This is a genomic window from Bradyrhizobium sp. F1.13.3 (genome assembly GCF_040548265.1).
Classification (GTDB): domain Bacteria; phylum Pseudomonadota; class Alphaproteobacteria; order Rhizobiales; family Xanthobacteraceae; genus Bradyrhizobium.
In genome coordinates this window covers 1-5,863 of the sequence record NZ_JBEPRI010000052.1, presented here as the reverse complement: position 1 = coordinate 5,863, position 5,863 = coordinate 1, and the positions used below count along the sequence as shown (strand labels likewise).

The window sequence follows — 5,863 nt, the reverse complement described above, 5'->3', positions numbered from 1 at the left end:
CGCATGGCTGCTTTCGGTGCGCGGGCGATGATAACTGGATCGTGATAGCTGCGACGGATGCCGAGATGTGGCAGAGGCTTGCGACCGTGATTGGGAGGTCGGACTGGGCCGCGGACGCATCGCTGAACTCTGCGGAGGGGCGCCGGGCTATCGAGCATCTGGTGGAGAAAGCTGTCGAAGGCTGGACGATCACCCGCCATGCAGACCAGGCGATGTCCGAGTTGCAGGCCGCCAAGGTGGCGGCCGGCGTGGCCCGACTGCCAATTGACCTGCTCAACGATCGGCATCTCGGCTCGCGCGGATTTCTGCAGCAGATCGAACGCGCCTTCGTAGGCTTGCATCCGCAGCCCTCGATGCCGATTCGTGAGGACGCAAAGCCCTATCCGATCCGCACGCCGGCACCGACGCTTGGACAACACAACCAAGAAATTCTATCAGGACTGCTCGGGCTGTCCGACGAAGAAATCGTGCAGTTGGCGAGGGAGGGCATCATTGGGACAAAAATGCTCTCCGAAGAAGAACTCGCAAGAACAAAGGAGATGTCATCAGATACTTGCCGCCGCCGCCGAGACTAATATCGCCGGAGAACCGCTGCCGATCAGCATCTAACCATATTAGGTACGATTTTCGACAAGGGGAGCGGCTTCTGCGCGCCGGAGGTATGGCTCTATTGTCTTTTTTCTTAGAGCAGACGATCGGGCAGCAGCGTGGCGCTTTCAGCTTCTTGGAAGTCGAGCATAAGGAAAGAGACGCGTCGAGTTCTGGCTGACGGCGCGAGAGAGTAAAGTAGCGCCATAGCTACAAATAGAACACCAGCGGCGTCCACTGGGCGGCCCCCCGAGGAAGGTATTCTGTTTCGCTCTCGTATCTGGCTTGGGGCAAAACCACGCGGGGAGCAATGGCCGACCAATGTCCGGCAGGTTGAGAAGCCGGGCGCGAGTTGCGGAGGTTTGCCTTTCCCGAGCGCTTCCGGCGATCGCCGTCGCTCCCTAGTGGCGCGCGGGTTGGGCCAGCCATCGGATGGGTGGCCTGCCAGCGAGAGGTCAACCTCCGCATTTTGTCGTCCTTATGTAAGCGCTTAGCCGCAACCCTATTGAGGCTGGCTTGACGTTTTGCGGAATCGCCACGGCATGAAGTCTTCGATGCGGCTATGGGGATGGCCGTCGATGATCGTCTCGAGTGTTTCGGCGATGTAGGCGGCCGGGTTGACGTCGTTGACCTTACAGGTCGCCACGATGGATGCGAGCAAGGCCCAGTTTTCGGCTCCGACCTCATGACCGGCGAAGAGAGCATTTTTTCTAGTCAGGCAGACTGGCCGGATGGCGTTCTCGACCGGGTTCGTGTCGAGCTCGAGGCGCCCGTCTTCGAGGAAGCGGGTCAGCCCTTGCCAGTGATTGAGCGCGTAGCGGATGTCCTCGGCGAGGGTCGAACCGCTGGAGATCATCGACAGCTGCTTCTCGAACCAAGGCTTTCACGCGGCGACCATGGGCAGCGAGTGCTCCTTGCGCGCGGCCAGCCGGATGTCCGGCGATGAGCCGCGTACCATGGCTTCGATGGCATAAAGCTGTGCGATGTGCCGAACGGCGGCCTCGGCAATCGGCGATTTGCTGTTACGGGCCAATTTGACGAAGCGCCGGCGCAAATGGCTCTAGGAATGCACGAGCGTCCATGGCCCCTGCGAGGTCGAACGACTTCGGTGAGCCGGTCATAACCGTCATAGGCATCGCATTGCAGGAAGCGTCCGCCAAAGCCATCCAGGAACTGCTCCGCGAAGACGACGCTGCGACCGGGGGCATATCGGAACAGCACGATTGGAGGACTTGGGCCGCTGCGGCCGCGGTCGTCGGAGACGATCGCCCAGAAGTAGCCCTTCTTCGTTTGGCCTCGCCCGGGATCGAGCACCGGCGCCGTGGTTTCGTCCATGAACAGACGATCCGCCATGGCCAGGCGGCGGCGCATGTGGTCCGCGATCGGCTGAAGATGGAAGCAGGCGCGGCCGGACCAGTTGCCCAGTGTCGCCCGGTCAAGCCGGATCCCCTGGCGCGCATAGATCTCGGCCTGACGGTAAAACGGCGTATGCTCGCCGAACTTGGAGACGATCACGTGCGCAATGGCCGCTTCGGTCGGCAGTCCACCAGGCACGACGTGTTCCGGCGCGTGGGCCTGCACGACGGGGCCCGAGCAGCGGCGGCAGATGTATTTCGGGCGGCGCGTGACCAGCACCCGCCATTGCGCCGGGATCACGTCGAGGCGTTTGCTGACGTCCTCGCCGATCTTCGTCATGGCGCCGCAACCGCACGGACACAGCGTGCTCGCAGGCTCGACGATCCGTTCCACCCGAGGCAAATGGGCAGGCAAGCAGCCGCGATTGCGATGAGAACCTTCCGGCACGCTCCGCGATCGACCCTGGATCACAGCCTCGGCTCTCTCCTGCGCCGCGTCCAGGATGCCTTGCGCGATCTCCACGTCTTCCAGCGGCAAGTGATACTGATCTGGCCGCAGCTTCTCGGACTTCGCGCCGAACTTCTCGCGTCGCAATTCCCCGAGAATGACCTCGAGCCGACGCCGCGCTTCCTCCGATGCTGCCAGCGCCTCCTGATGCTCGCTCAAGGCCGCCTGCGTTTGCGCCAAAAGCTCCCTCAGGCGTTCGTTTTCGTTGCGCAGCGCCGTAATGCTCATGCGCTATTTCGAGCACATCGCCACTGCGCCTGCCACGTCCAAAATAGCTCCCGAGTCAATCTGCCGCAGTTATCCAGCCGCCTGGGGACGCCGCGCTTCTTCCGGGCGGACTAACCTCCAATCCAGCCCTTCGAACAGGGCTGCGAACATCGCTGGCGATATGCGCATCACGCCGTCTGCGATCGTTGGCCAAACGAACTTGCAGCCTTCGAGGCGCTTGTGAACTAACACCATGCCCGTTCGATCCCAGACCAAAATCTTGATCCGGTCCGCTCGTTTCGATCGGAACACGAAAGCTGCGCCGCTGAACGGGTCGAGGCGAAGCATCTCCTGCACCTTCGCCGCAAGTCCATCGTGGCCACAGCGGAAGTCGATTGGCCGCGTCGCGATGCAAATCTTCAGATCGGCACCGGCCGCAATCATCGTGACGCTCGCACGGCGCGGATCACCCGGCACAGCTGCTCGCCATCTATGGCGGGGTCCGTCCGCAGCACGACATCCCCAATCGCGATCTCAAGCTTGATCGACGGAACGTGACCCTCCTGCAAAGCGCTTTCCACGACCAGCGGCGCGAATGTCGACTGCGACGCCTCGCACGGTGCCAACATGCCTCGCTGCCGAAAGCGTCGTCGCCAATCGTAAATCTGCCAGCGCGTCGCTCCGTGCTTGCGCGCCACCTCGGACACCTGGGCACCCGGTAGCAGACTCTCGGCCACGATCCGAGCTCTCTCAGCCTCCGAACGCACGCGGCGTCCCGACGGTCCTTCAAGCACCTCCAGACGGCTCACCCGCCCTCCAGATGAGCCGTCCAAATGGACGTCCTCTTTGCTGTCCAATCCCATCCCAAACCTCCATCCAAGCCGGAGGCTTCTTCGCACGTCATTGGAATTCTGAAGCAAGGGTAACGGCTTCGTGCTTACGTCCTGATGGCCTCACATATCGATCATCGGCCATGAGTTGTAAGATGAGTAAAGCATCGGGTCATGATCAGTCCGAAAAGCTCAGCCAGTCGATCCGCCATCGGGGCTGCGGCTTGTCGTACCAAACACCTCGTCTTCGGCCAGTTGCCGAGATGCAGAACCATCGAATTCGACTTCGCGCGACACCTCGATGACGGTCTCTGGATGAGCGCCGTTCTTGGCGAGAGCGTATTTGAAAGCCTGCGCGCGGTTGACAAAGATGCCGCCAAAAATACCGTTCTGTTCGCGGGCAACCCAATTACCATGCCGGTTCCTTCCAATAATGACGATCGGCGCAATGTGGCGACGCGTAGGTCGTTGGACAAGCTTCATCACCATATTCCTTCCTTGATCCCTGAAGCACATGGTCCCGAGCGAGTCCCGGACGAGCTACGAGCATAGAAGGCCGATAGAGCTTTGCTCGTTCACCGAAGCTCCTCTGATAAAGGCTTCAGAAACCGCATTGGGTCGCGGTGCTTCGTAGAGCCGCAGCCTTCGCCATTTCCATTCATCGGCTTGCTTTCTCAATGCGTCGAGAAAAGCAGAGTGCTTCTTCTACACATCACTTACCGCTCCGATTGGGGGCCGACTCTTGGGTTGCGACGCTCTGTTATGCATCATCTCTGGTGAACTTTCACGTAGCAGCCTCAATGGTCGTGTCCTGGGGCCGCGTCCAACTGGTCGTTTGGCGGAGCGAACCAATTCAAGTTCGATAGCTGACAGTACAACAGCAACGAAGGCAGCCCTCCTATCACTTCTGGGGTGGCATTGGGCTTATCCGCGGAATTTGGATATCCGCGTTCGAAGGCCACGGCGAGCTGGTTTCGCTCGTATATTCCAAAGCTGGCAAGTTATGTCAGTATCGGAGCTGAGTGGACTCTCGGCCCAATCAACCGTTTCTGCTCTCGAGCAAGGAGTATTCTTGTCGGAGAGGCTGCTAGTTGCTTTGTGTGCCATCGATCGATCGTCCGAGCGGTCGCGCTTCAACCCAAGCCTCTGTCGTGATCGCATTCCTGAGGGATCACTCTGTTCTGTCAGAGAGCAAACGAGACGTTTGCGCGGAACGCGACCGGTTTGTTCTGAGCATGACATAGCGCCAAGGAAGACCGTCAAGAAGCTTCTGCAAGGGAGTGGCCTAAGCCTTGCTCAAGATACGGTCAGACAAACCGAGGAGCACCCGATGCCGCCCGACAAGCGGTTTCAAGCATTGTTATGTCCTCCCAGAGTATCGAGACGAATACAAGAGACGTTTAGAGCCGTCGCAGTTGTCGGTCGATGAGATGACAAACTATGTCGATCTGCTTATCGACCGGTATGGCCTGACAAAAGTCTCAGTGACCGGTGGTGAGCCGCCTCTCAGAATGGTGTTTCCGCGAACGGAAGCCATGCTCGCGTTGGACAAAAACGGGGGATGCAAGTCCTATTAAATGCAGCTGGGCTCGGCCAAGTTCTAATTTCTGATGTGGTCTCCATCTTCGATGATCCTGGGAAGCTCCCCCCTCAATTTAGCTTCGACGGCGCAAAGCGGGACACTGTGGACCGCTTCCGCGGAAAGCCGGTGTTTACGATTCCGCACTCCGTCAGATGTCCGAGGAGCCAATTGCGGGGTCTTGGTGCCGGCCAGGATGACGGCCAACCGACAGAACATCGCTGAAGCGCTGGACGCGCATCGGCTGCTGTCCTCGATTGGCGTTGGTTCCTTCAGAATTAAGCCGATGTTCGCCTCAGGTGTCGCCCTGGAGAACAAGGAAGCGCTCCTAGGGTCGGCTGATGAGATCAGAGAATTGCAGCAAGCTCTCTGATCGAAACGGCTGCAAAGACGTCGGCCCGCCTTGAGCTGCCACCTCCAATTTGGTTGATTCAAGCCAGCCGCGGCCGAACGTTAAATTCACCGAATGTGACTGCGGCTTCACATCTGTCTACCTCTCGGCAAATGGCGATCTCTACCCCTGTCCTACGTCGTTGGGGATCCCGACAGGGAGGCGTTCCTTGTCGGTAACATCCGATCCCCTGAATTCGATCTCGAAACGGCTTGGCGAACCTCTCCGTCGCTGAAGCACTACCGGGCGGACAGCGGCTGCGCCCACTGCCCCTCGCAGGTGGCCGTTCTGAAGAATATCGAAAATCGCGGAGCTATCGCCAAATTTTGGTGACGGTCTGAGCCGGTTAGGCGGCGGCGGTTGTGGGCTGGCGGTCGGTCGACTTGGCGGTGACCTCGATCCCGT

General features: G+C 59.7%; 5 protein-coding genes and 1 pseudogene. 2 read left to right on the top strand and 4 right to left on the bottom strand.

Going from position 1 to position 5,863, the window contains the following annotated elements:
- On the top strand, nt 1–575 hold a 575-nt coding region (locus tag ABIB66_RS43275), incomplete at its 5' end, for a CoA transferase (RefSeq protein WP_354260068.1).
- 515 nt (nt 576–1,090) lie between these two features.
- Here ABIB66_RS43275 and tnpC read toward each other — a convergent pair.
- The 4 genes and pseudogenes from tnpC to ABIB66_RS43255 form a co-directional block, all read right to left on the bottom strand.
- Nucleotides 1,091–2,631, bottom strand: a pseudogene (tnpC, locus tag ABIB66_RS43270) (IS66 family transposase).
- 117 nt (nt 2,632–2,748) lie between these two features.
- Complete coding sequence (gene tnpB / locus ABIB66_RS43265) at nt 2,749–3,102, bottom strand: IS66 family insertion sequence element accessory protein TnpB (protein WP_354260065.1); 354 nt, start codon at nt 3,100–3,102, stop codon at nt 2,749–2,751.
- Nucleotides 3,099–3,521 (bottom strand): IS66-like element accessory protein TnpA, encoded by a 423-nt coding sequence (gene tnpA, locus ABIB66_RS43260; RefSeq protein ID WP_354260062.1) that lies wholly within the window; start codon nt 3,519–3,521, stop codon nt 3,099–3,101. The genes tnpB and tnpA overlap by 4 nt, the downstream gene beginning before the upstream one ends.
- 159 nt (nt 3,522–3,680) lie before the next feature.
- A complete protein-coding gene (locus ABIB66_RS43255; protein ID WP_354260059.1) occupies nt 3,681–3,977 on the bottom strand; it encodes a hypothetical protein in 297 nt (98 codons plus the stop codon).
- Between the two features lie 1,286 nt (nt 3,978–5,263).
- Here ABIB66_RS43255 and ABIB66_RS43250 point away from each other — a divergent pair.
- The gene (locus ABIB66_RS43250; protein ID WP_354260056.1) at nt 5,264–5,440 is read left to right on the top strand and encodes a hypothetical protein; all 177 of its coding nucleotides are present in this window, start codon (nt 5,264–5,266) and stop codon (nt 5,438–5,440) included.
- Nucleotides 5,441–5,863: the final 423 nt, after the last annotated feature.

Bases quoted from the DNA above. Each gene is read 5' to 3' on its own strand.
- ABIB66_RS43255 (WP_354260059.1), bottom strand. From the start codon at position 3,977: ATGGTGATGAAGCTTGTCCAACGACCTACGCGTCGCCACATTGCGCCG.
- ABIB66_RS43250 (WP_354260056.1), top strand. From the start codon at position 5,264: ATGACGGCCAACCGACAGAACATCGCTGAAGCGCTGGACGCGCATCGG.
- tnpB (WP_354260065.1), bottom strand. From the start codon at position 3,102: ATGATTGCGGCCGGTGCCGATCTGAAGATTTGCATCGCGACGCGGCCA.
- tnpA (WP_354260062.1), bottom strand. From the start codon at position 3,521: ATGGGATTGGACAGCAAAGAGGACGTCCATTTGGACGGCTCATCTGGA.